This window comes from Acinetobacter sp. WU_MDCI_Abxd143 (genome assembly GCF_025514195.1).
Lineage (GTDB): Bacteria > Pseudomonadota > Gammaproteobacteria > Pseudomonadales > Moraxellaceae > Acinetobacter > Acinetobacter pittii_H.
This window is the reverse complement of sequence record NZ_JAHPTH010000008.1, coordinates 51,398-76,469: the sequence shown is the minus strand read 5'-3', so window position 1 is coordinate 76,469 and position 25,072 is coordinate 51,398. Positions and strand designations below refer to the sequence as shown.

The 25,072-nt window shown below is 39.6% G+C and carries 24 protein-coding genes and 1 riboswitch; of the genes, 12 read left to right on the top strand and 12 right to left on the bottom strand.

Going from position 1 to position 25,072, the window contains the following annotated elements; all coding sequences use genetic code 11:
- Positions 1-112: 112 nt before the first annotated feature.
- The 3 genes from KTI79_RS14100 to KTI79_RS14090 all read left to right on the top strand — a co-directional run bounded on the left by KTI79_RS14100 (position 113) and on the right by KTI79_RS14090 (position 2,366).
- A complete protein-coding gene (locus KTI79_RS14100) occupies positions 113-763 on the top strand; it encodes a peroxiredoxin (RefSeq protein WP_005050084.1) in 651 nt (216 codons plus the stop codon).
- Positions 764-978: 215 nt separating this feature from the next.
- Positions 979-1,791, top strand: coding sequence for an MBL fold metallo-hydrolase (locus KTI79_RS14095; protein ID WP_086265212.1), 813 nt, complete (start codon positions 979-981; stop codon positions 1,789-1,791).
- Entirely contained in the window at positions 1,788-2,366 is a 579-nt protein-coding gene (locus KTI79_RS14090; RefSeq protein ID WP_199964131.1) for a dual specificity protein phosphatase family protein, read from the top strand. The genes KTI79_RS14095 and KTI79_RS14090 overlap by 4 nt, the downstream gene beginning before the upstream one ends.
- Positions 2,367-2,385: 19 nt before the next feature.
- Here the strand turns inward: KTI79_RS14090 and KTI79_RS14085 are convergent, their stop codons facing one another.
- From KTI79_RS14085 to KTI79_RS14065, 5 genes are all read right to left on the bottom strand, one after another.
- Positions 2,386-3,453 (bottom strand): SPOR domain-containing protein, encoded by a 1,068-nt coding sequence (locus KTI79_RS14085; RefSeq protein WP_086265213.1) that lies wholly within the window; start codon positions 3,451-3,453, stop codon positions 2,386-2,388.
- Complete coding sequence (gene folC / locus KTI79_RS14080) at positions 3,444-4,730, bottom strand: bifunctional tetrahydrofolate synthase/dihydrofolate synthase (protein WP_086265214.1); 1,287 nt, start codon at positions 4,728-4,730, stop codon at positions 3,444-3,446. Before folC ends, KTI79_RS14085 begins: the two co-directional genes overlap by 10 nt.
- Positions 4,727-5,623, bottom strand: a complete 897-nt coding sequence (gene accD / locus KTI79_RS14075) for an acetyl-CoA carboxylase, carboxyltransferase subunit beta (protein WP_086265215.1) — start codon at positions 5,621-5,623, stop codon at positions 4,727-4,729. Before accD ends, folC begins: the two co-directional genes overlap by 4 nt.
- Positions 5,620-6,423 carry a tryptophan synthase subunit alpha gene (trpA, locus tag KTI79_RS14070; protein WP_086265216.1) on the bottom strand — a complete coding sequence of 268 codons (804 nt, stop codon included), beginning with the start codon at positions 6,421-6,423 and terminating at the stop codon, positions 5,620-5,622. The genes accD and trpA overlap by 4 nt, the downstream gene beginning before the upstream one ends.
- A gap of 246 nt (positions 6,424-6,669) precedes the next feature.
- A complete protein-coding gene (locus KTI79_RS14065; protein ID WP_086265217.1) occupies positions 6,670-7,719 on the bottom strand; it encodes an AraC family transcriptional regulator in 1,050 nt (349 codons plus the stop codon).
- Between the two features lie 120 nt (positions 7,720-7,839).
- Between KTI79_RS14065 and KTI79_RS14060 the strand changes: the two genes are divergently transcribed.
- Entirely contained in the window at positions 7,840-8,715 is an 876-nt protein-coding gene (locus KTI79_RS14060; RefSeq protein WP_000991230.1) for a metal-dependent hydrolase, read from the top strand.
- 8 nt (positions 8,716-8,723) lie between these two features.
- On the opposite strand, the gene KTI79_RS14055 is transcribed toward KTI79_RS14060, so the two are convergent.
- From KTI79_RS14055 to KTI79_RS14040, 4 genes are read right to left on the bottom strand one after another with little or no spacing between them, the layout of a single operon-like run.
- Entirely contained in the window at positions 8,724-9,719 is a 996-nt protein-coding gene (locus tag KTI79_RS14055) for a DUF2804 domain-containing protein (protein ID WP_000364279.1), read from the bottom strand.
- Positions 9,720-9,756: 37 nt separating this feature from the next.
- On the bottom strand, positions 9,757-10,269 hold the full coding sequence (locus KTI79_RS14050) for a DUF1543 domain-containing protein (protein ID WP_001139544.1): 513 nt from the start codon (positions 10,267-10,269) through the stop codon (positions 9,757-9,759).
- A gap of 9 nt (positions 10,270-10,278) precedes the next feature.
- Complete coding sequence (gene trpB, locus KTI79_RS14045) at positions 10,279-11,508, bottom strand: tryptophan synthase subunit beta (protein ID WP_000372737.1); 1,230 nt, start codon at positions 11,506-11,508, stop codon at positions 10,279-10,281.
- The gene (locus KTI79_RS14040; RefSeq protein ID WP_032000966.1) at positions 11,492-12,151 is read right to left on the bottom strand and encodes a phosphoribosylanthranilate isomerase; all 660 of its coding nucleotides are present in this window, start codon (positions 12,149-12,151) and stop codon (positions 11,492-11,494) included. Before KTI79_RS14040 ends, trpB begins: the two co-directional genes overlap by 17 nt.
- Before the next feature lie 126 nt (positions 12,152-12,277).
- Positions 12,278-12,485: riboswitch (cobalamin riboswitch) on the top strand.
- A 35-nt stretch (positions 12,486-12,520) separates the two neighbouring features.
- Between KTI79_RS14040 and KTI79_RS14035 the strand changes: the two genes are divergently transcribed.
- From KTI79_RS14035 to KTI79_RS14025, 3 genes are all read left to right on the top strand, one after another.
- Positions 12,521-14,392, top strand: a complete 1,872-nt coding sequence (locus KTI79_RS14035; RefSeq protein WP_086265248.1) for a TonB-dependent receptor plug domain-containing protein — start codon at positions 12,521-12,523, stop codon at positions 14,390-14,392.
- A gap of 95 nt (positions 14,393-14,487) precedes the next feature.
- The gene (locus KTI79_RS14030; RefSeq protein ID WP_002116384.1) at positions 14,488-15,066 is read left to right on the top strand and encodes a cob(I)yrinic acid a,c-diamide adenosyltransferase; all 579 of its coding nucleotides are present in this window, start codon (positions 14,488-14,490) and stop codon (positions 15,064-15,066) included.
- A gap of 74 nt (positions 15,067-15,140) precedes the next feature.
- The gene (locus tag KTI79_RS14025) at positions 15,141-15,854 is read left to right on the top strand and encodes a glycerophosphodiester phosphodiesterase (protein WP_086265218.1); all 714 of its coding nucleotides are present in this window, start codon (positions 15,141-15,143) and stop codon (positions 15,852-15,854) included.
- Positions 15,855-15,882: 28 nt separating this feature from the next.
- On the opposite strand, the gene KTI79_RS14020 is transcribed toward KTI79_RS14025, so the two are convergent.
- Entirely contained in the window at positions 15,883-16,416 is a 534-nt protein-coding gene (locus tag KTI79_RS14020; RefSeq protein ID WP_139841474.1) for an META domain-containing protein, read from the bottom strand.
- Positions 16,417-16,624: 208 nt separating this feature from the next.
- Between KTI79_RS14020 and KTI79_RS14015 the strand changes: the two genes are divergently transcribed.
- From KTI79_RS14015 to KTI79_RS14005, 3 genes are all read left to right on the top strand, one after another.
- A complete protein-coding gene (locus KTI79_RS14015) occupies positions 16,625-17,797 on the top strand; it encodes an acyl-CoA desaturase (RefSeq protein ID WP_016143072.1) in 1,173 nt (390 codons plus the stop codon).
- A 99-nt stretch (positions 17,798-17,896) separates the two neighbouring features.
- Positions 17,897-19,339, top strand: a complete 1,443-nt coding sequence (locus tag KTI79_RS14010) for a protein adenylyltransferase SelO (RefSeq protein ID WP_086265219.1) — start codon at positions 17,897-17,899, stop codon at positions 19,337-19,339.
- A 71-nt stretch (positions 19,340-19,410) separates the two neighbouring features.
- Positions 19,411-19,992 (top strand): murein L,D-transpeptidase family protein, encoded by a 582-nt coding sequence (locus KTI79_RS14005; RefSeq protein ID WP_086265220.1) that lies wholly within the window; start codon positions 19,411-19,413, stop codon positions 19,990-19,992.
- A gap of 69 nt (positions 19,993-20,061) precedes the next feature.
- On the opposite strand, the gene KTI79_RS14000 is transcribed toward KTI79_RS14005, so the two are convergent.
- A complete protein-coding gene (locus tag KTI79_RS14000) occupies positions 20,062-20,748 on the bottom strand; it encodes a response regulator (RefSeq protein ID WP_002116101.1) in 687 nt (228 codons plus the stop codon).
- Positions 20,749-20,769: 21 nt separating this feature from the next.
- Positions 20,770-22,428, bottom strand: coding sequence for a sensor histidine kinase efflux regulator BaeS (baeS, locus tag KTI79_RS13995; RefSeq protein WP_044100323.1), 1,659 nt, complete (start codon positions 22,426-22,428; stop codon positions 20,770-20,772).
- A gap of 132 nt (positions 22,429-22,560) precedes the next feature.
- Here baeS and KTI79_RS13990 point away from each other — a divergent pair, with 132 nt between their 5' ends.
- Both KTI79_RS13990 and KTI79_RS13985 read left to right on the top strand, forming a co-directional pair.
- Positions 22,561-22,938 carry a hypothetical protein gene (locus tag KTI79_RS13990; RefSeq protein WP_086265221.1) on the top strand — a complete coding sequence of 126 codons (378 nt, stop codon included), beginning with the start codon at positions 22,561-22,563 and terminating at the stop codon, positions 22,936-22,938.
- Between the two features lie 290 nt (positions 22,939-23,228).
- A complete protein-coding gene (locus tag KTI79_RS13985; RefSeq protein WP_046811894.1) occupies positions 23,229-25,031 on the top strand; it encodes an acyl-CoA dehydrogenase C-terminal domain-containing protein in 1,803 nt (600 codons plus the stop codon).
- Positions 25,032-25,072: the final 41 nt, after the last annotated feature.

Genomic DNA, 25,072 nt, shown 5'->3' with positions numbered 1-25,072 from the left:
CACTTATATAAAAAGTTCATAATAAAATACAAAAACAATAATTTTAATCATAAAGTAAATGCTGCATATTCATTCAATCGAATAACAAATTATGAGCAATTGAGGAAAGATCATGACACTACGATTAGGAGATACTGCTCCCGATTTTCAACAAGAATCGAGTGAAGGCACGATTAATTTTTATGATTTTTTAGGGGATAGTTGGGGAATCTTATTTTCACATCCAGCCGACTATACTCCCGTATGTACAACTGAGTTAGGTTATACAGCAAAATTAAAAGATGAATTTACGAAGCGTAATGTTAAAGCGATTGCTTTGTCAGTAGACGATGTAGAGTCTCATAAAGGCTGGATTAATGACATTAATGAAACACAAAATACAACGGTAAATTTTCCAATCATTGCAGATAAAGATCGTAAAGTATCTGAGCTCTATGGCTTCATTCACCCTAATGCCAGTGAAACTCTAACAGTGCGCTCATTAGTGATTATTGATCCTAACAAAAAAGTTCGCTTAATCATTACCTATCCTGCTTCGACGGGTCGAAATTTTAATGAAGTCTTACGTGTTGTGGATTCATTACAATTAACAGACAAGCATAAAGTGGCTACACCTGCGAACTGGCAGCAAGGTGAAGATGTCGTTATTGTGCCGTCACTTAAAGATGAAGAAGAAATTAAACAGCGTTTCCCTAAAGGTTATACGGCTGTTAAACCTTATTTACGCCTCACACCACAGCCTGAAAGCAATAAAACCGACTAAAGGTTTTATTGCTTGCAAGACAAACGCAGTGCGTAGGCAAACATTTGAAAAGTTAGATACAAGACAAGCGAAGTGCGTAGGCACACTTAGATTAAATATCACACCCGAGAAAGTCATCTAGAGTGATGGCTTTTTTATTTATGTATTGAATACTCATGGTTTTTATTGTTTAGATCAGTTATAACTCGAAACGATTCGGTAAAAAAATAAAAATCATGATCTATAAAATTCATCATTTAAAGTGTGGCAGCATGTGCCCAGTTTGCGCCCCATTATTTGGACAAAAAGGCTTCCGAGCTGAAGTCATCTGTCATTGTCTTTTAGTTGAAACTGATCGAGGCTTAGTGCTTATCGATACAGGCTTTGGCTTGCAAGATTACTTACATATGAAGCAACGCCTAGGCTCATTAGTTAAACGTTTAGGCAAAATTGAGCCTAACCTTGAGTTTAGTGCGATCCAACAAATTCAAAAGCTAGGATTTAATCTGAAGGATGTACAGCACATCTTTATCACTCATCTTGATTATGATCATGCTGGTGGAATTTCAGATTTTCCACATGCCACTGTGCATGTTTTAGCTGCAGAATATAACGCAGCCCAACTTCCAAATTTTAAGGGCAAACTTCGTTATAGAACCAATCAATATAAAGATCATCGCTACTGGAACTTTGTTGAATATCAAAAAGGTGAAGCATGGTTTAACCTCGAAAAAGTAAAAGGATTTCCACTGTTTCAAGATGAAATTTTAATGGTACCACTGTTGGGGCATTCAGCTGGACATTGCGGTATTGCAATAAAGCAACAAAATCAATGGTTATTATTTTGTGGAGATGCCTACTACTCACACCTAGAGTTAAACCCTAAAAATAAATTAAGATCACTCGGTCTGTTGGAAAAAACATTTGCAGAAGATAATGAAAAGCGTCTTTTTAATCTCAAGCGTTTACAGCATTTAGCTCAACATGAACCAACGATTGAAATAATTTGTGCTCACGACCCTCATGAGCTGAAACGGTATCAAACATGAAAAAATTATCGCTCCTTACACTTGTCATCTGTATAAGTTTACAAGGGTGTATGCAGCACGAAAGTATCGCCCATGAGCATCGACCACAAGATTGGGGAAGCTTAGTTTCTCAGACTCATAACTTTTATCAAATTAGTAATGATGTTTATCGCAGTGAACAGCCTGATGCTGCAATGATTTCTGAATTAAAGAATCATCAAATTAGAACGATCATTAATTTAAGAGCCAAAGACGCAGATACTTTAGTTTTTAAAAATGAAAATTTTAATCTTGTGCATATTCCTATCAACACTTGGGCAATTGACCGACAAGATCTCTTAGAAGTCATGCAACAAATCAAAATTGCCAAGCAGAATGATCAACGCGTTTTATTGCACTGTTACCATGGTTCAGACCGTACAGGTGCTAGCGTTGCCATGTATCGCATTATTTTTGAAAATTGGGCAATTGATGATGCGGTTAAGGAAATGAAACAAGGTGGTTATGGTTATCATATTATTTGGAAGAATATTGACCGTTTATTCACACCTGAAAATGTAGAATGGATTCAACAACAACTGTCGAATCCATCTTAATGACATCTAAAGTGGAGTTTTAATCTGACTTACGTTGATCTAACGGCACCCAGTCAATTACCCACGCTGATTTCATATTTAGACTTGAATCAGAAGTGATTTTTTTACGAGCAGCATCTGCTGTATCACGGTCTTTCGCAGGTCCAACCATAATACGAATACCCTTACTGGTTGGGCTTGTAGTGACCTTATAGCCTTTAGCTCGTAATTTAGAAACAACTGCATCTGCATTGGCTTGGTTAGCAGCCAAAGCGACTTGAACCATCCACTTTTTATCGCCATTTTCAAGCAGTTCACGCGCTTTTTCAGCCTCTGCTTTTTTCTCAGCTTCTGCTTTTCGTTTAGCATCAGAGGCTTTTTTATCAGCTTCTGCTTGTCGTTTGGCTTCAGCAGCTTTCTTGTCTGCTTCTGCTTGTCGTTTCGCTTCTGCAGCCTTTTTATCTGCTTCTGCTTGTCGTTTAGCTTCAGCTACTTTCTTGTCTGCTTCCGCCTGACGTTTTGCTTCAGTTGCTTTTTTGTCTGCTTCAGCTTGACGCTTAGCATCAGCCGCTTTCTTGTCTGCTTCTGCTTGGCGTTTTGCTTCAGCAGCTTTCTTGTCTGCATCTATTTTTGAAGTATCAGTTGTTTTATTCACCGTATTGGTTTGCTGGCTTTTAGCTTTCGCCTCACCCACTAACTCCGGTGGAATATTATCTGAACTTTCTTGAGCCGCTGTACGGCGCGCATTAATCGCAGCGTACTCTGCTGCAGCTTTACGAGCAGCGTCAGCTTCAGCTTGCTGCTGCATTGCTAAGAACTCAGCTGCACGTGCTTCTTGTTCAGCAACGGCTTTTTCACGCGCACGACGCTGTTCTTCTAGCAACCGTTTTTCAGTTTCAACATCAACCGCAAGAGGTTGTAGTTGTACCATTTGCCCTTCAGTTGTCTGTTTTGGTTTAGTTTGAGTTTTTGGCGATGTGGATGCGGAAGGTTGAACTTCAACCTGTTTTATTTCCTCATTTCCTTTTAGGAGTAATGCTGCCAATAAAACACCACCTCCTAGTAAAACAACGCCACCCATCCAGCGTTGTTTGTTATTCATTGACATTCTTCCAAATACTCCCAAATCGCTTCTAAAGTATGAAACGAACCACAGGCCAAAATCAGCTGATTGTTATTTGTTTGCTCAAGCGCTGATTTAAAAGCCTCTTTGATATTGCCATATTGTTGTACTGTCTGGCCTTGTAAGGCATCATTGAGTTGCTGAATCGGTGCAGCACGCGGCACATTCAATTCAGCAATTTTCCAATGTAAAACAGTAGGTTTCAATAAATCGACTACTGATTTTATATCTTTATCTGCCAGCATTGAAAATACTGCGACAACTTCTGTGTACTGTTTATTGTATTCTAAGAAATTTCGCAATTGCTTTAACAAAAATTCAACACCATGTGGATTGTGCCCAGCATCAAAAATGACCGTCTTCCCATCCACTTGACGCTGTTCAAAACGCCCTGCTAAGCGAGCAGATTGAATACCTTTTTCTAATGCTGACTGAGAAATCTCAAGTCCGCTATTTAAAATGGCCGCAACTGCTCCTGCAATATTTTCAATTGCTAATGTACCTAAAGGAAGTTTTAAAGTGGTTCCTTCCGAAGCAAAGTACCAGTTTTGTCCATCTTCTGCGAGCTTATAGAAATAATCACGATTAACGGTATATAACTCTGCTTGTGAACTTTGTGCTTTATCTTGAATTGCTTGCGGTAATTGTTGCTCACCCGCAAAGATAACCGGAATATGTGGACGAATAATGCCTGCTTTTTCAAAAGCAATTTTTTCGATGGTATCGCCTAGCCAATCTGTGTGATCTAGGCCGATATTAGTAATCACTGCAACGTTGGGATCAATCACATTGACGACATCTAAACGCCCGCCCAAACCGACTTCGAGCACCCATACATCACATTGTTGTTGTTTAAAAATAACAAAAGCAGCCAAAGTGGTTGCTTCAAAAAAAGATAAGCTTAAATCACAATCGCGACGAGCCTGATCGACTTGAACAAAAGCATCAATCAGACTTTGATCATCGACTTCGACTCCACCTAATTTGACTCGCTCATTAAAGCGATAGATATGTGGTGACTGATACAACCCAACTTTATAACCCTGTGCGTTTAATATCGCAGCCAGTGTGGTTGTGGTTGAGCCTTTACCATTCGTTCCGGCTACTGTAAAAACTTTAGCATTAGGCTGAGTTACACCCAGCTTTTCTGCAACAGGAATTACACGTTCCAGACCAAGATCTATCCCTGTAACGTGAACATGGCTCCAATAATTGAGCCATGTATCTAAAGAGTCTATTGAAAGTGGAGCTTGTTGGTTCAAGGTAAGTTCATCAATTTCGATACAAGTCGAGATACAGTATCACGTAAAGCGTGACGATGAACAATCTGATCGATTACACCATGATCAAGCAAATATTCAGCACGTTGGAACGGCTCTTCAAGAGTTTCACGTACAGTCTGCTCAATTACACGCTTACCAGCAAAACCAATCATCGCTTTAGGTTCAGCAATATGGATATCACCCAACATTGCTAAAGAAGCTGTTACACCGCCATACACAGGATGTGTTAATACAACGATATATGGTAAGCCAGCATCTTTTAATTTTTGAATCGCAGCAGAAGTACGCGCCATTTGCATAAGCGATAACATACCTTCTTGCATACGTGCGCCGCCAGAAGCTGCGAAACAGATTAATGGCTGACGTTTTTCAATTGCAAGCTCAGCAGCCTGTACAAAACGATCACCTACAACTGTACCCATTGAGCCGCCCATAAAGTCGAACTCAAAAGCACATGCAATCATATCTACGCCATTTAAGTTACCTTGCATCGCAATTAATGCTTCCGTTTCACCAGTTTTGCTTTGCGCTTCACGCATACGATCTGGATACGGTTTAGAGTCAACAAACTTTAATGGATCTTTAGCAGTAAATTCTTGACCCAATTCAGTTACAACATTATCGAAGAACCAGTTCAAGCGGTCACGAGCTTTCATTCGTAAGTGTTCGTCACATTGTGGACAAACATATGCATTGAAAGAAATTGCTGTACGTGTCACTAGTGCATGACATTCAGGACATTCAATCGTTGGCTCAGTAAATGTTGCTTTGAGAATTTGTTGCTCATCTGCGACTTCAATACCTGGAACCGGACGTTTTGTCCATGGTGTCGAAGGGCTAAGAACTTTCCCTGGTTTCACTTCTTGATTCATACTAACTCATCGAGCGCTGCTCGAAGCTCCTTGACTTTACTCACCGTCTGTTCAACAGCGTCATCCGCTGCCAACGTTGCAAAATTTTTAACGAAAGCACTACCTACAATCACGGCGTCAGCAACATTACCCATTGCTTTTGCTGAGTCGGCATCACTAATACCAAAACCAACACCCACTGGAATATTAGTGGCATTTTTGATTTTTTGAATACGCGCAGCAGCTTCTGCCGTATCAAGTGTTGCTGCTCCAGTTACACCCTTAAGTGAAACGTAGTAAATAAAACCACTTGCCTGATTTGTCACATGTTGAATGCGTTGATCTGTAGAGGTTGGCGCAAGTAAGAAAATTTGGTCCATATCATGTTGTTTCAACACAGCACCAAACTCTTTTGACTCTTCTGGTGGTAAATCCACAAGTAATAAGCCATCTACACCACATTGTTTCGCATGAGAAACAAACTTCTCGTAACCAATCACTTCAACCGGATTCAGATAACCCATTAAAACAACAGGTGTTTCCTGATCCTTCTCACGGAACTCTTTTACCATGTTGAGTGCATCCAACGTGTTAGTCCCTGCTGCAAGCGCACGTTCAGCTGCAAGCGCAATTACTGGACCATCAGCCATTGGATCTGAAAATGGTAAACCAAGCTCAATGACATCTACTCCTGCCGCAACCATTTTATGCAGTAACGGAACCGTTACTTGTGGCTGTGGATCACCCGCCATAACATAAGATACAAGCGCTTTACGTTGTTGGGACTTAAGCTTTTCAAAACGGGTGGCAAGACGTGACATAGGGTTGTGCTTTCCTTGAATTATTTAAAATTGAGGAGTTGTTTGTAGAAATACAAGAACATCGCATTTTAACGCTATTTTTTGTCCATTGAACAGGTCTAACGTTATGGCGATATTCGATTGTATGATTCATACAACCCATGGTGTACATTTATCAATATTTTGAAACTTTTCTCAATGATCAAAGCTTCCTATTTTCGAGCCATTATTAGATCGTCAACTGACCAAAAATTAACCGCATAAAGCTTATTTCTCAATATTTTTATTGGCGAGTTGTAATTCCCTTTTGCGCGTAAGTAAAGTTTGTCCTGTCAAATTTTTATGAGCCCGTGCAAGTGCCGACTGATCCGAATATCCCAACTGTTCAGCAATTGTGGTGAGGCTTTCATTTTGGTGAAGTAATATTTCACAGCGTTTCATGCGTTCAGTATCTAAAATTAATTTAAATGAAGTATTTAATGCCTGTAATTGGCGCTGCAAGCTTCTAACAGAAACATTCAGCTCGATGGCAATATCTTCTATTTTGGGCGCTTGCTGCTTATGCTTAAAGTATTCCTGTACGATCCAATGTATTTGCTGAACTAAATCGGCATGTATTTTCCGCTGAACTAAAGCTTCTTCAGCTTGTTTCACCAAAAGTTGCACCAAAGTTGGGTCTGCATGTTGAGGGCGAACATTTAAACTTTCACTTGCAAAAGTTAATGCATAGTAAGGCCGCTCAAATGACAATTTGCACTGAAAGAAACGTTGATAGTGAACCACTGCTCCACGCGCTCGGTGTACGAACTCTACATGCTGTAAAAGAAACTCATGTAAAGGGGCGATCTGTTTAGCAAGCTGTACCATTGCGGCCAAGGTCAGCTCACTTAGTAGAATATTACTGTCATCGACCAAAGGCCAATATAGGCGAATTTTGGAGGCATCCTGTTCAATTTGTATAGGGACAACCTGTGCACCATCAATGACCAAACGATGAAACTTTGCAATATACTCCACCACTTGACCTAAGGTATCACTTCTGGACGCCATATAACCCAAGACCCCAAAGTTGGCAGGGGTAATACAGGCTGCCATCTCTAAAGCCAAATTAGTCACATTTAATCGCGTTTCAGTTATCTCTAAAAGTTCAATAAAAAGGTCTAAAGAAGATTGAGCATCTATAGAAGCAGATAAAATATTTTGGACTTGACGTGTTTGAATTTCACTTAAATTAAGTGTCTGCCAATCTATTCCCTTTTCTTTTAAATACGTATTCCAAAGGTAGAAGTAACCATTTGAGATAGTAAATTCTTGCATGGCGCGTCCTTTTTACTGCCATTTTGTCGCAAACTGTATAAAAATTGGCGATAACTGTCAAAACAAAGCCGACCACTCGCGACATACTAATGAAAAGATTATAGTTGCGAGAAATAAAAGATGAACGCACATGTTTCTTATCAGGTCGAACCAGTAGTTCGTAAAGATCTCGATTTTCATTTAAACGAAGCACCTCGCTTTTGGTTTAACAATGACCCTTTTTTAACTCGTATGTTTGATGCACTCAGCTTAACCTTTCCAGATGGAGAGCGTTACTTCATTGAATGTGTGCGTATGTTCCGCGATAAAATTGATGACCCTGAACTACAAAAACGAGTTGCGGATTTTATTAAACAAGAAGCTCAACACGGTATTGCACATGACAAAATGAATCAGCTCATGAAAGAGCAAGGCATGCCTGTTGACCAGTTCACAACCACCCTTAAAAAGATTTTCCGCTTTGAACTAACAAAACGTTCACCACAATATAATATTGCCATGACCGCTGCCGCTGAACATTTAACAGCGTTAATGGCAGAAACCTTTTATAGCCATAAAAAAACTTTAGAAAACGCTCATCCTTATGTTCGAGCACTGTTTGCTTGGCATGCCATTGAAGAAATGGAGCACCGCGATGTTGCCTTTGATGTCATGAGACAGGTGGGAGAAGTTCCAGAGTCAACACGTCGCTTTGTGCTTGTTTTAACAACCGTACTCATGTTCGGTTTTACGCTTTACCGTACCAATATCATGTTGAAATGTGATGGCTTTAGTCCAAGAGAAAGACTTTTGATGAACCTTAAAGGTTTACCTTGGTTCTTTGGCAAAAATGGCACATTAACAGCTATGAAAAAACAATATATGGATTGGTTTAAAAAAGATTTTCATCCAAGCCAGCATCCTGTTATTCGTCAGTATCCTGTTTGGATTGAAACACTCGAAAAGACAAATGACCCTATTGCAGCGGGTGAAGCATTTTGGCAAGCAGGTTTATAACCTGCTTGTTACCATTTTGCATAATGTTGTTCTAGTAAACCGTATTGTTCTTTGCAATTGATTATATCGGTTGTCTCATGCTCAATCGTGCCGCTAATTTTAGCTTGCCATTGATTGAACTGACTGCCAATCATTCTTAAGTTTATATTTTCATATCGGCACCACCCAATATGCACTTGTAGATTAAGTTTTTGATCTAGAGAACTAATTTGCCAAAGTTCATCATTTACTTTTTCAAATAAAACGTCTGTGAGCGGAAATAAAACTCCGTTAATCCATAGGCAGTTTTCATTACCAAAGCTTTCATTAACACCAGAGGCCAGATTTAACCCAATACGACGCCCCTGTTCATCCCAGAAGTTACATGAGAGCCAGAACCAAGCTGTTTCAGGACGTAAAAATCCGCAAGTATCATCTAGCGATGCAAATGTCTTTTCATCAAATTGTACAACTTGATTTTGCTTATTAATGAACATTCCCTCTACAGCCAAAGTGGTCTGCTTTTGGGTATAGGTCCAACCATTGATGCCTGTTGGTGTACACAAGCTTAAAATATCTGTTCCGGCGCAGAAAATACGAGCGCTCAGACAAATTTCCCCATATTTAGTCACCCGAATGTATCGCACACCATTGGCATGCTGAATATCGAACTGATAAGGCGATTTAGAAAAATAACTTTGATTAAACAAAGGCTGTTCATCAAGATAAGTCTTATGACCTAACGGCTGAATAGCATTCCACTCAATGACTTGCCCTGTTTCATGATCATAGATATAGAAAAACCCGTGTCCAACCCAACCAATATCTGCGATGGCCAGACCAATACTATAATGTTTATGTTGAATGCCACAGAATTTAAACTTCTTATATTTTAATTGTTTGCGCCAGCCTTTTAGGACTTTACCATAAGGAGTTTTATAAATATAACGTTGGACATGAATGGTAGACGGTACAGATTCAAAACGCCCATAACGAGGCTGTCCATTTTCTTGAATTAAATCCATTTACCCACTTCCATATGAATATTAGATTTCAAATGACCTATCCCACAGTCAAATATGTATTTTCCCAAATTGTTGCAGCAAAATCGCCTTTTATTAAATGAATATAACGGCCTGCCACGCAATCTATCGCTAAACAGTCATCAATATCAATGACCCGGTCTGTATGTGCTTTTTGCCACTGCCGATCTATAAATTGTTTACCTAATTGTTTGGCAACTACCGTGTTGGGTGCCACCACAAACTCATAACGATGAAGTTCACCGAATTCACTTGCATTATATCCACCTAGATTAATTAAATATAACTTTAAATCATCTGGTTGTGGAGCAGCATCTGTAAAATGAATTTGATAGTTCTGTCCTTGAGAACTAACTCCTGAGAGCTTAGCCCAAGCATCAATATGTAATCCTTGAGCCTCACCAAACCAAGCTTGTTTAAGTTGAGGATAAACTTCTTCCAAAGTATCTCCTACAGCCATGACCACATCATGAACTTCTGTATTAGCACGTGCATGACGCCCGCCCAACATCACCATAAACAAGCTTGGCATTGTATCCTCTTACATCTCGACCATTTCTACGCCATCAATGCGTGCAACTGTCATTAAGTCTTTATCGCCACGGCCTGAAACAGTCGCAATAATAATCTGATCTTTAGACATCGTCGGTGCAAGCTTAGACACATAGGCCATCGCGTGCGAGCTTTCAAGCGCAGGAATAATCCCTTCGATTTTGGTTAAGTCACGAAAACCTTGAAGAGCCTCTGTATCATTAATCGGCACGTACTCTACACGCTTCATATCTTTCAAGAAGCTATGTTCAGGACCAACACCCGGATAATCAAGGCCCGCCGAGATACTGTGTGTCTCAATAATCTGGCCCTGTTCATCACTCATTAAATAAGTACGGTTACCATGTAATACACCCACATGACCCGCATTTAAAGGCGCAGAGTGTTTACCAGTCTCAATACCAAAACCAGCGGCTTCAACACCATACATTTTTACACTGGCATCGTTTAAGAACGGATAGAACAAGCCCATTGCATTTGAACCACCACCTACACAAGCAACTAATGCATCTGGTAAGCGACCTGCTTGCTCCAAAATCTGTTTACGAGCTTCACGGCCAATAATTGACTGGAAGTCACGAACAAGTTGAGGGTAAGGATGCGGACCTGCAACTGTACCAATCACATAATACGTCGTATCAACGTTGGTTACCCAGTCACGCATTGCTTCATTCATGGCATCTTTCAGCGTTTTAGAACCGCTTTGTACAGGAACAACTGTAGCACCCAACAAACGCATACGATAAACGTTCATCGCTTGACGCTTAACGTCTTCAGCGCCCATATAAACAACACATTCGAGACCTAAACGTGCTGCAATTGTTGCTGTTGCTACACCATGCTGGCCTGCACCAGTTTCGGCAATAATACGTTTTTTACCAGAAAGCTTTGCCAATAACGCCTGACCAATCGTGTTATTTACCTTGTGTGAACCTGTATGGTTTAAGTCTTCACGTTTAAGGTAAATTTGCGCACCACCTAACTCTTTTGACCATCGCTCAGCATAATAAAGTGGACTAGGACGACCTACATAGTAGGCGAGGTCACGGTCGAATTCTGCCAAAAACTGTTCATCATTTTTCATGCGGGAATAGAGATTTTCCAAATCTTCTAATGCCGCCATTAAAGTTTCTGACACAAAACGTCCGCCATGGATACCGAAATGCCCATTTGCATCTGGGAATTGGGTATAGTCAATCACATTATTTTGCTGATCCACGTTGGACTCCTTGCATAAATCGTTCAATGAGTTGTTGGTCTTTTATACCTTTTGCGGACTCTACGCCTCCGCTCACATCTACTGCAAAAGCACCGGTAGTATGAATAGCGTCAATGACATTGTCAGGGGTTAAACCACCTGCCAAGATTAATGGAATATCAAGTTTTGGGAATTTAGACCAGTCAAACTGATGTCCTGTGCCCCCTTTGAGCTCAGGATGCCACGCATCGAGCAATACAGCACTGGCACCAGCTGCCTGATATTTTTGAATTTCAGCAACTACATCCAAATCAGGTTTAACCTGAATCGCTTTATACCAGCGACGTTTACAATGGCGAGCAATTTCCTGACATTGTTCTGGAGTTTCATCGCCATGTAGTTGTAATACATCTAGGGGAACACAATCAAGTACATCCTGAATTTCAGTAACACTCGCGTTTACAAACAAACCCACCATTTGTACATAAGGCGGAACGAGTTTTGCTAACTCTTCTGCCTGTTCAACTGTTACATGTCTTGGGCTTGGCGGAAAAAAAACAAAACCAATCGCATCTGCTCCAGCAGCAACAACTGCCTGAACATCTTGAGTACGAGTAATTCCACAGATTTTTGCTCGTGTACGTTTTTGGTTTGATTGGCTCATGATCTGCCTAAACTACAACCATTTCTTAAAATAAGCGCCATTGTAATGCAATTTTTGTCCCTTGCGTAAAAGTTCTCTGGGAATTGCTCCAAATGACATTGTATGAAGTAAATCGCCACTTTATACTGCGTAAAATTGGAAGCAAGTGTAAGCAATTCATGCTTTAGGGAAGCTGGTGAAAGTCCGGCACTGCCCCCGCAACGGTAACAATGTAAAGCATATTTTTTAAGTCGTTCTCGACTTACACCACTGCAGTAATGTGGGAAGGTGAATATGTCCATAAATTAAATATGGCGCTGAAGTCCGGAGACCTACTTGTTTCATCTATCTACCCGATCATTCACGTGGGGTGAATGTATGGAGCATGTTATGTCTAAGTCTTTTCAACCTACTCGTCTAGTATGGGCTATCGCTATTGCGATGGGGTTTTCATCTGTTATTTTTGCTGAAGATACAACAAACGCAACTCAGCTCGATCCAATTGTGGTAACTGCTTCAAAAAGTGCTGAAAAAGCAAGTGAAGTTCCGGCGCGTATTTCTGTAATCTCTAAACATGAAATTGAAAAAAACCCTGTTTTAAATTTATCTGATGTATTACAAAAAGATGCATCTATTTATATAAAGCAATCTGGTGGCGTTGGTCAGCTCACAGACCTATCTTTACGCGGTGGGCAAACGGGTTCGACATTATTATTGAAAAATGGCGCTCGCTTAAATACTCAAAATGGCTTAGGTCCTGTTTTACCTGAATTTATTAACCTATCAGATGTAGACCAAATCGAAATTTTAAAAGGCCCAGCATCTGTTCAATATGGTTCAGATGCTATTAGTGGCGTAGTACAACTAATTTCAAATAATCCAACAAAATCTGGAGCAAGTTTAACAGGTGTGTATGGTGAAAACCGTACTTATAAGACACTTGTAAATGCAGATTATGTAGATGACAGTGGTTTTTACGCAAGTATCGGTGGTCAACGGATGGAGACTGATGGTACTAGTATTATCAATATACAAGATAAAAGTGAAAAAGCAGCATTTGACCAAAAAGGATATAATGCAAAAGTTGGTTATAGTAATGATGTAATTAACACAAGCTTAGCAATTGACCAAAATCAAGGTACGAATAACTATACTACGAACTATTCAACGAATAATGCAAAACGTAATTTTGAAAATCGTCTAGTAAATTGGTTGGCTAGTTATAAGGCTTCTTCTGATTTGGTCTTAAACGCACGTTATTCTCACTATCTTGATAAAACCGAACAAGTAGTTTATCAAAGCCACTTTAATACGACCTCTGATGAAGGGGACATAAATGCCAAATGGAATTTTGTACCAAATCAGAATATTTTAGGGGGTGTTACATACAATAGATCAAAATATGATGCTAGCTCATCTCCTGAAGCGGTAAGAGATATCAGTTCTACAGGCTATTATTTACAACATCAATATAACAATAATGGTATTCACACTCAGGTTGGTGTTCGAGTTGAAGATAATGATTGGTTTGGTACCCATACTGTTGGACAAGCTGCTATTCGTTATCAAATCTCGCCTCTAACAAGTATCTACACTAACATTGGTACTGCATTCAAAGCACCAACTCTTGAACATCTATATGGCTCTTACGGCTATGATTTTTATAGTAATCCTGATCTAAAACCTGAAGAAAGCAAGTCATATGAAATTGGTATAGATCAGAAATTTAATTATGGCATTTCTGCCTATCTTTCTGGCTACTATACAGATGTTAAAAATTTAATTAGTTATGGTGCTATAAATGGTAAAACAACATATATCAACTCAAATAAAGCTGATATGAAAGGTGGTGAAATCGGTTTCAAGTGGTCTAAGGAGAATATCTTTGTTAATGCTGAATACGCTTATGTAGAAGCTAGAGATAAAGATAAAGACATAGATGCCCCTTATCGTCCCCGTCAAACATATACTTTAACTGCAGGCTATGATGATGGTATTTATGGGGTGAATGCTTCTCTAGTCTCACGTTCTAAAGCAAACGCACAAAATATTGAAAACTCAGTTAAAGTTCCAGGTTATGCAACTATTGATTTAAATGCTTTTTGGAATATGAATCCAAATATCAAGTTATTTACAAACATCCAGAATATTGGTGATGTACGTTATAACACTGCATATAATGCTCAATCGTCATTCTCTCCGGAATACTGGTATATCAACGGTGGTCGCCAAGCTTCTGTTGGCGTAACTTTCCGTTATTAATTTTTCACCCTCATTATAAAAATATTTTCTTAACTCCAGTTTCGGGGTAATGTTCTGACCGACATTATCCCTTTTTTATGTTCAGGATATCCATCATGGGACACCGTTTAAGCAAAATCTATACACGCACAGGCGATTCAGGTACCACAGGTTTAGGCGATGGTTCTCGTGTTGCCAAGGATGATTTACGAATTACGGCACTTGGTGATGTTGATGAACTCAACGCCATTATTGGGGTACTTCGTGCTCAAATCACAGCTAGTCAAGTAACTAATAAGGCTGATTGGGATAAAAGCTTAAGTCTGATTCAACATTGGCTTTTTGATTTAGGTGGAGAGGTTTGTATTCCAAATTACAATCTACTCCAGCCCGTTTGTATTGAATTTCTTGAAAAAGAAATTGACCGTATGAATGAAGACTTACCGATGCTTAAGGAGTTTATTCTACCATCTGGTTCTTTATCTTGTAGCTATGCTCATCAAGCTCGTGCCGTTTGTCGTCGTGCAGAGCGATCACTCATGTCGGTGCAAACTCGTGATCAAAATATTCAAGCTACAGCACTTCAACTTTTAAACCGTCTATCTGATTGGCTATTTGTCGCATCGCGTGCTTTACAGCGTGCCGAAGGCGGACAAGAAGTACTTTGGCAAAAAAATATTAATGAGATTATTTAAAAATAGATTAGATTAAACATGGTCTCTGCTCTTTTTAAAGAGACCATAATCAAAAGATTTCATAGAAGAAAATTATGCGCATTATTGGTCACCGTGGTGCACGCCGAGAAGCTCCTGAAAACACGTTAGGTGGGTTTCAGCACATAAAAGACTTAGGTATTCGTGGTGTCGAATTTGATATTCGTCAGCTTCAAGACCAAGAGTTAGTTGTTATTCATGATGACAGTTTTTTACGTACATCTGGAGTCGATCAAGTTGTAGAGCAGTCGACTTTGGCTCAAGCGTTGTCATTCGATCATCGTCAAAGCTGGCCCAATTGGCCAACTTCTGAACCAACACCGACCCTTACAGGTGTTTTAAACTTACTTGATAATTTCGATCATATTGAAGTTGAGGTTAAAGCTGTAAGAGATATGGCGTTAGCCGAACAACTCGTTCAAAAGCTTGAGATGGAATTACAGGGCTTTGAGAAAGTCGTAACCATCACAAGTTTTGATCTTCAAATTCTAACTGCTTTACGCGATATAAACTCTCAATTTAAACGCGGATTGTTAGTTGAGCTTCCAGTTGGGGCAACGGCAATTAAACTCGCGCATCAATATGGTTGCGGTCATATTGGTTGGCACGACCAGCTTGCAACAGATGAAATGATTCAATTGTCACATCAAGCTGATTTGAACATCAGTGTCTGGACAGTAAATGATGTAGAAAGAGCAAAAAGGCTGCGTGATTTAGAGGTTCAGGGCTTAATTACAGATATTCCAACCACGATGTTACAAGCCCTATAAATATAAAAAAGGTGGTAAAAACCACCTTTTATTTCTTTTGTGCCTGAATGAGGCGCTGACCACTCTGGTCAAGTAGATATAGCGTATTACCTACGAGTTGAAAGCGTTGAATACGTTGCAAAGCATCTACCAGCTCTGCTTCTTGAGCCAAAGCACCATCACAGCTTGTATGACCTGCATTTACTTGCATATCAAGTTTTTGCTGACTGAAATTAAAGGTATAACGACCAAAAACAGCATTACAGCCAGTATGGCCCGATACTGTTTTGACTGCTGAGTTCAGTGAAAGAGTTGGCCATTGGTTAAAGAATTTTGCCTTATGACCACTGATCTGAGTGATCTGCCAATCAATATCTTGAATGCCATCTGGACTCACTCTCTTTTTTACAACAGGTGCTTGAGTCTGATGAGCTGTTCTTTTTGTTTGAACTTTTTTCGTACTTTGTTCGGGTGCACTTTGACATGCGGCTAATACAAGACTGATTGTGACCAAGACACATTTCAATGATAATTTTCTTGCAATATCAATGCTGTTCTTTTTTTTCAATCGTTGTACGTTCATTAAACAACTTCTCCTGCTTGAAAAACTCTTTGACATAGTTTAATTCTGTTACGGTTCTTTCAATACATCTGTACAATAATGCTAGTGATTCTCACTAAGCACGTGCTAATATGAAGGATAGAATAGCAATATATCTTGATGATTGGTTTTGCTATGTCGTTTTGTCTTTGTACCTTGTTTCACAAGGATTCTAGGAGCGCTGCCGGATATGACTTCCGCCCCACTCAAAGCCCCAATTAACTGGACCGCTAGCATTACCTTAATTGGTTTACCAATTCTTGCCGCAATAATAATCCCGATTTATGCGTATTATTATGATTTTAGTGTAAGCGCATGGGTAAGCTTATTTTTTCTTTTAGCTCTAAGTAGTATGGGGATTACTGCTGGTTACCATCGCCTTTGGGCTCACCGAGCTTATGAAGCGTCGTTACCGCTTAAAATTCTTTTAATGATCGGTGGAACATTTGCCGTGCAAAATAGTATTTTGTTCTGGGCATCTGGTCACCGTACTCACCATCGACATGTTGATGATGTTGATGAAGATCCATATTCAATTGAGCGTGGTTTTTGGTATGCGCATATGGGTTGGATGATCCGTGATCATTCACCATCTGAGCCAGACTTTAAAAATGCACCAGACCTACTCAATGATAAATTGGTCATGTTCCAGCATAAATACTATGGTTTACTCGTAGTTGCTGTTCATGTTGGTATTTTAGGCTTAATCGGTTGGGCAACTGGCGACCTATGGGGTGTAGTACTCTTGGGTGGTCTAGTACGTTTAATCATTAGCCATCAAGTTACATTCTTTATTAACTCACTTTGTCATATGTTTGGTAAACGTCCTTATACAGACGAAAACTCAGCACGTGATAATTTCTGGTTAGCCATTGCCACTTGGGGCGAGGGTTACCACAACTATCACCATATCTTCCAATACGACTATCGTAATGGTGTGAAATGGTGGCAATATGACCCAACTAAATGGTTGATCTGGTCATGTTCTAAAATTGGTTTAGCTAAAAATTTACGTCGTATTCCAAGCTTTAATATTAAGAAAGCAGAACTGGCGATGAAATTTAAATACGCTGAACAAGACCTCGCTATTTATGGTCATGATGTAAATGCAGACATTACTCAAATGAAGCAACGTATTGCACAAGAGTACGAAGCATTTACACACACCTTAAATGATTGGGCAAAACTTAAAGAACAAGAGTTACAAGCTAAAAAAGCAGCAATGGCTGAAAAGATTCATAGAATGGATCATAAGCTTAAAGTTGATTTTCAATTGCTTGAACATCGTCTAAGTCATCACCGTGAATGCTTAGAAACACTCATGCGTAGTGTTAAAAAGAATACCAATGTGGTGTCAGACTAAAATAAATTCTGAACTAAAATAGCTCTTTCGGGAGCTATTTTTATGCCTGCTTTTTAACTATGGTATAGTGAAATCTGCTCTTTCTATTTTGCTAAGCCTATGCAGTTTAATCCGCTCTACCCTTCACTTCCGTCTAAATTATTTCATGTTCAGCAGCCATCACCTTTACGTGGTGCAAAAGTAGGACATTTTAACAGTGCTTTGGCTGATGAACTACAATGGTCAGAAGACGATAAAAATGCATGGGTTGAGATCTGTAGTGGACAGCGTACATTCCCTGAATTTCCACCTTTGGCAATGGTCTATGCGGGTCACCAATTCGGACAATGGGCAGGACAACTCGGAGATGGGCGTGGCTTACTGATTGCGCAAATACTCAATACAAAGGGTCAAACCATCGATCTACACCTCAAAGGTGCAGGCCCTACCCCTTATTCAAGAATGGGGGATGGACGAGCAGTATTACGCTCTGTGGTACGTGAATATTTAGCCGGACATGCTTTAAATGCTTTAGGCGTCGCATCTAGTCATGCAGTCGGTTTCACAACCTCGACTCAAGGCGTACAGCGTGAAAAATTAGAGTTAGGCGCAATGCTACTCAGAACATCTGAATGCCATATTCGTTTAGGGCACTTTGAATGGATTAATCAATATGCTCCTGAATTGCTGTCAGAATTCACTCAAAAATGTATTGAATGGCATTATCCAGAATGCCTAGAAACCGAAAATCCAACTTTATCTTTTGCCAAAAAGGTGGTTGAGCGTACTGCGATCATGATTGCAAAATGGCAATTGGTTGGGTTTGCTCATGGTGTGATGAATACTGATAACTTAAATATTACCGGCTCAACACTCGATTTTGGGCCATATGGTTTTATGGAGCGATTCCGCCCCAACTGGATCAACAATCACTCAGATTACCAAGGTCGTTATACTTATCAAAATCAACCGAGTATAGGCCATTGGAACTTATGGACGTGGTTAAATAACTTAATCCCTCTCGCTGAACCTGAGCAAAAAGATGAGTTCAAAGAAGAGTTAGCACGTTGCTTAGAACAATTTGAACCAATCTTTTTAGAACACTATGGACAAGGTTTATGTCAAAAAATGGGTCTTCCTCATTTCCATAAAGACAGCCTTGATTGTAGTTTTGCGTTTTTAAGAATCTTACAAACTGAAAAACTCGATTACACTCAAAGTTTTATTCGTCTTCAAAATAAAGAATACAAAGCTTTACGAGATGACTGTCTTGATATTAGACAGTTTGATGAGTTTCTTAGCCAATATGAAAGCATTCGTGAACATCAAGATACTGATGAGCTGGATGCCAATATGCAAAAAGCAAATCCAGTTTATGTTTTACGGAACCACATGGCGCAGCGCGCTATTGAAGCAGCTGAACGCGATGATTTTAGTGAAGTAGATCGTTTATTTAAACTACTTAATCATCCTTACACAAGACAACCAGAGCTTGAGCAACCACAAGATTTAGGGCCGTTACCAAGTGATGTTCCAGATGTAGCAGTAAGCTGTTCATCTTAATATTAAAAAACTAAACTCTCTTAAGTCATTCTTAACACTTAAGAGAGTTCATTGAGTATAAAAAATAATATATGAAAATTAGCTCCATCATTATTTGCACACTTCTTATAGTTCCACTGGGAATCGCTTTTTATAATTATGAAAAATATTTACCGACTTTTACCTCAAGCCATCAAGCGCTCTCAAAAGAAGAAATATTAGAACTTATAAAGACCAAGCCAGTTACCTCAATTGAAGTGTTTAAAAACCAACGCCTACTTCTACTTAAAAATAATGAAGAGGTAATTCGGCAATATCCGATTCGTCTCGGCTTTAATCCTAAAGGACATAAACACTTTGAAAATGATGGTAAAACACCTGAAGGAATTTATTCTATAGATTGGCGAAACTCCAAAAGTGCGTACTATAAATCTCTGCATATTTCCTATCCCGATGCGAAAGATATTGCTTATGCCAAGCAACATAATCAACCAACGGGAGGAGATATCATGATTCATGGATCCGTTCCAAAATCCTTACTATCGATGCCTTTTAGCTCGAATTATATGCCCCATAAGGATTGGACCTTAGGATGTATCGCTGTTAGAAATGTAGATATAGATGAAATTTGGCAATTAGTGCCTAATCACACCAAGATTATAATTTATCCATAACTCTTTAAAACTATCCACATTTTCTGTGGATAACATTGTGGTTATCCACAGAATAACTTTTATAAAGACTTACTCTTCAGGATATTCGAAGCGATAACCTACACCATAAACTGCTTGAATCCACTCATGGCGGTTACCAGTTTCAGCCGCTTCACTAATTTTTCGGCGCAAGTTTTTAATATGGCTGTCAATCACACGATCGGCAACATCAAAGCTGTCCGGATTAATGTGATCCAATAATTGTGCACGTGAATAAACTTGCCCCACATGCTCTAAAAATAGCTCAAGTAAGCGAAATTCGGTTGGCGTTAAGCTCAACGATTTTTGTTGATACCAAATTCTTTGTTGTGCTTTATCGATGCGGAAAGAATCATTTTGCTCAGGCTCGGCCTTACGCTCTAAACGACGTAGCACAGCTTGTACACGAGCAACTAACTCTTTCGGACTAAATGGCTTACATACATAATCATCAGCACCCATGTTAAGACCTAATACTCGGTCAATTTCTTCGGTACGGGCAGTGACCATAATAATCGGTAAGTCTGACTGTTCACGAACTTTACGGCAAATCGTTAAACCATCCATTCGTGGAACCATTAAGTCCAGAATCATTAAATTAGGTTTACGTTGCTGGAAACTCGCATAGGCATCTTGACCATCATGAAACATACTTACTTCAAAACCGGCAGCTTCAAGATAATCACGCACCAAATGCGCTAATTCGACTTCATCTTCAACCAACATCACATGTTTCATGAGATATTTTTCCTTTTATATTTAACTCTGCTTTTTAAAAGTAAGTACACAACGTAAACCACCTAATGGTGAATGTTCAAAACTGAGTGTACCACCAAGCGCCTGCGCAATCTTACAAGACAAAGCTAAGCCCAGCCCTGTTCCACCTGTACTACGCGTACGCGAATCATCTACGCGATAGAAACGTTCACCTAAACGGGATAACTGCTCATCACTTAAACCATAAGGACTATCATCGACATATAACGTCCACTCTTGAGGAGTCTGACTTGTATGAATATGAATTTTGCCACCTGTTTCTGTGTAACGAATACTATTACTAATTAAATTAACAATAATCTGTTTAAACCGATCACGGTCTAATAATAGCGGAGAACTTGTTCCTTCAACTTGAATTTCGAGACCAGCCTGCTCAAGTTTGGGTTTAAAGTTTTCAACTTCTTGTAATACCACTTCCCATGGATTTACAGAACTCAAATAACACTTAAGCTGCTGAGCATCTGCCTGCGCTAAGTCTGCAAGGTCTTGGGTCAATTTTTTCAGACTTGAAACCTGACGCATCATTGCATCTAAATGTTCAGGGGTTGCTTTTCGAATCCCGTCTTGCATCGCTTCAATTTGCGCTTGCAATACAGCCAAAGGAGTTTTTAACTCATGAGAAGTATCGGCCACCCATTGACGTCGTGACTCTTCATGCTGATGTAAAATCTCTGCCAAATGGTTCAATTGAGTTGATAAATCACCTAACTCATCATTTCGCTTAATGACTACTTGATGTTGATAATTTCCTTTGGTTAATTCATTCGTTGCATTTAATAAACGCTGAATTGGCTTTTTAAAATAAGTCGCCATTAACAGCGCTGCAACTAGACTTGATAGTAAAGTTAAAGCATAAATTAAGAGTAAATAACGCTTTTGATTACTAAAGAAATTAATACTCAAAGCATCTTCTTTATCTAAAACTGGCTTTAAACCTAAATATCCAACAACTTGATTGTTTAAAATAATCGGGCGAAATGACATCTGATCTGAAGAAGGCGGTTCACCTACAACAAACTGGTGCCGTGCATCATATAAAGATAAACGGGAACTCAAACCCAAACGGTCTGGCAAAGCAATAAAACGCTTCTTCCCATTTTGGGTTTCAATATCTTTTAGGCTTCCCTTCTTTGACTTATTTTTATCATCACTTGGACGAAACTGGTTTGCACTTAACGGGAATCTTAGCCCTTCAAAGGGTTGATATTGAGAAGGTAAATTTTGCTCAAGCGTTCTTAACTCTTCATCACTAAAAATAGTATTTTTATTGGTCGGTGCAACTTGCGGTGAAATATTAATAAGGGCATGTTCATCGAAAGAATGCTGCTGTATGGCAATATCATATTGGCGACGAAGCCACCACTGTGAGAGACGATCATAGTCGTCAGGAGCTGCCGTACCTTCGATTTGTAAAATCTGTGCCTGAATCGCATTTCCCCAATCATGGTACACGGTATAGACATCACCCAAATTGGTAATGAGACGATCTAGCTTCTGCATTTCAACGTCAGCCACGTATTTGGCAAAGTTCTTTTGCATTGTCCAGTGCAAAACGCTCAAGCTTGCCGTCGCAATAAGCAATGTGGTGAGCAAGACTGTCAAAAATAACCGTAATGCAATGGGAACACGTAGAACGTTCAAAAGCACTCTCTCATTTTTACCCTATATTTTGCATTGTAACCAACAACGAAAAGAAAAACTCTCCATTGTTTCTACATCTTTATTATCTAATCTTTAACCCATCAGTAAACACAACATTAAAGGGCTTTAGATATGAAAATGACGGCAAAAATTGCATTATTCAGTGCGGCAATTGTAACAATGGGAAGTTTGGCTGCATGTCAATCGACAACTCAACCACCTAAACCAGAGCGTGGAATGATGAAAGATGGCCCACGTGAGGGTCACCACCGTATGAAGCACCGTGAGTTCACTCCAGAACAAAAAGCTGCATGGGAACAGCGCCGCGCAGAACGTCAAGCTCGCTTTGAACAAATCCAAAAAGCATGTGATGGTAAAGCGAATGGACAAACAGTAAATGTTCAAGTTGGAGATAAGACACTTGAAGGTACTTGTAACCTTCGTTTTGAACCAAAGCGCCCTCAACCACCAGTTAACGCTCCTGCTCCAGTACCAGCTCCAGCAAAATAATTCTAAAATTATGAAACAAAAAGGCGCCTATAGGCGCCTTTTTGTTTATACATAACTGTTTACGATTTTGACTATTTGTATCATATAAACATAACCAAAAGTGTTTACACTCAAAGCACTTAGCTAGTTTAAGCATTTTTTTCTTGACTTTGCAGTCACAAAGTAAAGGTCCTGAGGTGCTTGTGCAGTTATGCAAGTTGTTGCACGATGTAATAGTCCAAGGTGCCTCATGGCACATTCTCATAGATTAAGATTATAACTCTGGTTTCACCAGTATTGAGGAACCCGATATGCCACAATACAAAGCGCCCTTACGTGATATGCAATTTGTTTTGCATGAATTATTAAATGCTGAAGAACACTATGCAAAATTACCTGATTTCCAAGGTAACGTAAGCCGTGAATTGGTTGATCAATATTTAGAAGCTGCTGCTGACTTCTGTGAAAATGAACTTTCTCCTTTAAACCAAGTTGGCGACCGCGAAGGTTGTACTTGGAATGATGGCGTAGTCACTACTCCAACAGGTTTTAAAGAAGCTTATCAAAAATATATTGAACTTGGCTTTCCGTCTTTATCAGCTGAAGAACAATACGGTGGTCAGGCCTTACCTAACTCTTTAGGTATTGCAATTTCTGAAATGGTAGGTAGCTCGAACTGGGCATGGGGCATGTACCCAGGCTTGTCTCACGGAGCTGTACGTACATTAGAACATCACGGTTCTGATGAACAAAAAAATACTTATTTACCAAACCTTGTTTCAGGTGTTTGGACAGGTACGATGTGTTTAACTGAGTCTCATGCAGGTTCAGATTTAGGTATTATCCGCACTAAAGCAGAACCAAATGCAGATGGTAGCTATGCAATCTCTGGCGAGAAAATCTTTATCTCTGCTGGTGAACATGACATGGCTGAGAACATCATCCATATCGTTCTTGCTCGCCTACCTGGTGCACCAAAAGGTACTAAAGGTATCTCATTATTCATCGTTCCTAAATTCAATGTAAATGCAGATGGAACTATTGGTGAACGTAATGCGGTACGTTGTGGTTCTATCGAACACAAAATGGGTATTCACGGTAACGCGACTTGTGTCATTAACTTTGACCAAGCTAAAGGTTACTTGATTGGACCTGAAAACCGTGGTTTGAACTGTATGTTCACCTTCATGAACACAGCACGTATTGGTACTGCTGTTCAAGGTTTAGCAGCGTCTGAATCATCTTTCCAAGGTGCGTTGACTTACGCGAAAGAACGTTTAGCAATGCGTTCACTTTCTGGTCCTAAAGCTCCAGAAAAAGAAGCAGATCCTATTATCGTTCACCCTGCTGTTCGTAACATGCTTTTAACTCAAAAAGCGTTTGCTGAAGGCGGGCGTGCTCTTGTTTACTTACTTGCTCAATACGCAGATATCGTTGAAAAAGGCGAAACTGAAGAAGAGCGTAAGTTTGCTGACAACATCTTGTCTTTATTGACTCCAATTGCAAAAGCATTCTTAACTGAAACAGGTTCTGAATCTGCTAAGCACGGTGTACAAGTCTTCGGTGGTCATGGCTTTATTTCTGAGCATGGCATGGAGCAAATCGTACGTGATACACGTATTGCTTGCTTATATGAAGGTACAACCGAAATTCAAGCACTTGATTTGTTAGGTCGTAAAGTATTGCAAACTCAAGGTGCAATGCTACGTGACTTCACTAAGATCATCCATAAATTCGTAGAAGCAAACAAAGACAACGCTGCTATGAAAGAATTTGTTGAACCGCTTGCGGCACTTAACAAAGAATGGGGCGATCTTACTATGCAAATTGGTATGCGTGCGATGCAAAACCCAGATGAAGTCGGTGCTGCTGCTGTAGATTACCTATACTTCGCAGGTTATATCACTTTAGCTTACCTATGGGCTCGTATGGCGCTTGTAGCACAAGAGAAATTGGCAGAAGGTACAACCGATGTTGACTTCTACAATGCGAAAGTAACTACTGCTCGTTTCTACTTCAAGAAAATCTTGCCACGTGTACGTTCTCATGTAGATGTGATCGCTGGTGGTCTAGATCCATTAATGTCATTAGACGCTGAACATTTCGCTTTCTAACCATAGTTAGTTGCGATATGCAATGTTAAAAAACAAAAAAG